This is a genomic window from Mesorhizobium sp. M0514 (assembly GCF_040321145.1).
Classification (GTDB): domain Bacteria; phylum Pseudomonadota; class Alphaproteobacteria; order Rhizobiales; family Rhizobiaceae; genus Mesorhizobium.
On the sequence record NZ_JAMYQZ010000188.1, the window covers coordinates 1 to 2,923 of the forward strand.

Annotated in this window: 2 protein-coding genes and 1 pseudogene; all 3 read right to left on the reverse strand. The window is 61.2% G+C overall.

The features are described from left to right. Positions 1-294: 294 nt before the first annotated feature. Positions 295-1,086: a calcium-binding protein gene (locus NKI61_RS32645; protein ID WP_023686103.1), complete on the reverse strand. Its 792-nt coding sequence runs from the start codon at positions 1,084-1,086 to the stop codon at positions 295-297. Between the two features lie 368 nt (positions 1,087-1,454). After that, positions 1,455-1,685 (reverse strand): annotated as a pseudogene (locus NKI61_RS32650) (HlyD family type I secretion periplasmic adaptor subunit); the annotation flags it as partial. Next, a partial coding sequence (locus tag NKI61_RS32655; RefSeq protein WP_352842398.1) for a type I secretion system permease/ATPase occupies positions 1,660-2,923 on the reverse strand: 1,264 nt, incomplete at its 5' end. The gene NKI61_RS32655 and the pseudogene NKI61_RS32650, both read right to left, overlap by 26 nt.

The window sequence follows — 2,923 nt, forward strand, 5'->3', positions numbered from 1 at the left end:
GGATCAGTGCTCCCGCCGAATATGTTTGGTCCCGGCATTTAATGGAGCGGGTCAACAACACCGTCCGGCTGAAGGTTTGGAAGGGATTCATCGTGGTCGGCCGCAAGGGCCCGAACAGGCTTCGGCCTCCACACCTTCAGTGGGATTTCGGTGCACGACCAGCGCGACGCGCAGGGCTTCGTCACTGTACACGCTGACTGCTCCCGGGCGCCCCGGCCCATGGCAAGTAGCGGAAACGGGAAAGCGCCCGCCCAGGGGGGCGGGGCGGGCGCGGTTCCGTATGGGTTTTCTGGATCAAACGAAGGTGAAGTCGGACGCGGTCAGGCCCAGGTCTGCCACGGTGACCACACCGCCCAGGTGGGCGAACTCGTGCGCGCTGCCGTCGGCGGTGACATAGGCCAGAGTTGCGAGTCTGTCGGTGTAGCTGCTTTGGTAGACAATGATGTCGCCGGCGTGCTCGCCGGAGATCGCACTCGCCGCCTCATTAGCAGAGTTGAAAGATTCGCCAGTGATCACCACGACGTGTTCGCCGTTCGCACCCGAGGCCGCACCGCTGTAGAAGCTGCTCACCGGGTAGCCGGACTGTATGCTGGCGTTGTTGACGAAGTTCGCGCCAAAACCATCGTTGTAGAGGCCCACCGCATCGAAGGCGAACTTGTCCTCCGCCGGGTTGAAATCGGTGATAGTGGTAATGTCCGACGTCGACCCGACAACCCCAGGCACCGGATTGTGGAACTGGAACACGAACGTGTCACTGTCGCTGCCCCCGGTCAACGTGTCCTGGCCGTCACCCACGTAGAGGACATCCTGGCCGGGTCCGCCGCTGAGCCTGTCATTGTCCTCACCGGAGACGCGCGCGTTGAAGCGGCCATTGTCGCCGGAGAGATCGTCCCAGCCATCTCCGCCGAAGATGCGGTCGTTACCCTTGCCGCCGATGGCTCGGTCACTGCCCGCGCCACCCGAGATCTCGTCGTTGCCGCCACGACCGTCAAGCCAGTCACCGCCCTGGTAACCCTCGATCCAGTCAACACCCTCGGTGCCGAGGAGTGTTTCGGAACCCGGGCCACCTTCGATAATCTTTGCCATTGAAAATACTCCTAATGATGCCCCTGCCTGAGTCGTTCATATTCGTCATCGGACAATTGGAGAAATCGATTGCTTGGATAGGCATACATTTACGAAATGGATGCATTCTCGTTCACTTCGCCCTTCTGCTGAGCAGTTGCGGGCTCGCAGGCGGCGGGGACGCGCCCAGGCAATCGGCCCGAACATTCACACTCAAAGAACGGTCCAGGAAAACTTGGCAACCGGTCGTCCTGGTTGGGCCGCCCTCGGAAGAACGGGCATGGGGCTGTGTTGCCGAGTCGCGCCGGCACTGCCCATTGCGAGCAATGGAACGTTAGGGAGCGCGTTCGCGCGAGCCGAGATCGGAACTGACAGGCGCACCAGGTAGTACGAAATGCCGGGTTCACCAGGATTTCTCCGACCACCCCGCCAGTCGGGTGCTGTATCTTCTCACTAGGAAACGACGACAAAGTGTCCGGACGCTACAACCGCACCGGAGAGATTCGTGAAGGTCGCCCAGGCTCCGGCTCCTCCCACAAAGATCACGCTCGCCAGAAGGCCCGCCACCAGGTGCCGGCGAATGGACTCGAAACGTCATTGTTCTGATGAATGCCGGACACCGGCATCCTCCATGTCAGCGCGCTCTGCCACGTGATCCTGTGTAGACTCGATGGCCTTCAGGACTTTGGAACGCGCACCGAATGATCGCTGCCGTCCACCTTCCATCACCAACACCAAATCGACGGCGCGGATGGCGCTCGGCCGATGGGCGACGACAACCGCAATGCCCTTGCGCTCGCGCACGGAGGCGATCGCATTAACGACTGCAGCTTCGCCTTCCGCGTCGAGATGGGCATTGGGTTCATCCAGCACGACAAGGAAAGGGTCTCGATAAAGGGCCCGGGCAAGACCGATAAGCTGACGCTGCCCGGCGGAAAGTGCCGATCCGGCCTCACCAATCGGAGTTTCGTATCCGTGCTCAAATCGGAGGATCAGTTCGTGCGTGCCCGCTGCTTTCGCCGCGGCGACAATAGCCTCAGGGTCAGGATCATCTTCAAAACGAGCGATGTTTTCGGCAATGGTGCCATCGAACAATTCAACACCTTGTGGCAGATAGCCGATGTGACGGCCTAGTGCTTCCCGGTCCCATTGATCGAGGCTTGCGCTGTCGATGCGAACCTTCCCGGCGACCGGCGTCCATGCGCCGACGATGGCGCGCGAGAGTGTCGACTTGCCCGAGCCCGACGGGCCGATGACCCCGAGTGCGCTTCCCGCCTGAATGGCAAACGCAATGCCGGTCACGGTCGGCTTGCTTTCACCGGGCGGAACGATTGTCACGCTTTCGAGGCGCAGTTCGCGTTCAGGTGCAGGCATTAGCATAACAGGAGCGGTTTCAGGAACCTTTTCCAAGAGGTCCTCCAGCCGCGCCCAACCCTGGCGCGCCATGAGGAAGGGTTTCCAGCTTGAAATGGCGAGGTCGACCGGAGCCAGCGCACGCCCCATCATGATCGAACTGGCAATCATGACCCCGGCCGTAGCCTCTTCCCTGACGACAAGGTACGCACCGACGGCAAGAATGGCCGATTGCAGCAGCACGCGCAGCGACTTTGAAATGGCACCCAGCCCACCTGCCACGTCCCCAGCTTTCCGGTTGGCGGCCAGACACTTGGCATTGGCCTTTTGCCATCGGGCAGCGATCCGCTTTCCAAGACCGAGAGCTTGCACGACCTCGGCATTGCAACGCGCTGCTTGCAGCAGACCATTGCGTGCCATGTTGTGGGCAACGGTATCGCTTATCGGCCCTTGCGAGAGAGTGTTGGCAAGGAGTGTCAGAGATGTGAGACCGACCGCCCCGATA

Bases quoted from the DNA above. Each gene is read 5' to 3' on its own strand.
- NKI61_RS32645 (WP_023686103.1), bottom strand. From the start codon at position 1,086: ATGGCAAAGATTATCGAAGGTGGCCCGGGTTCCGAAACACTCCTCGGC.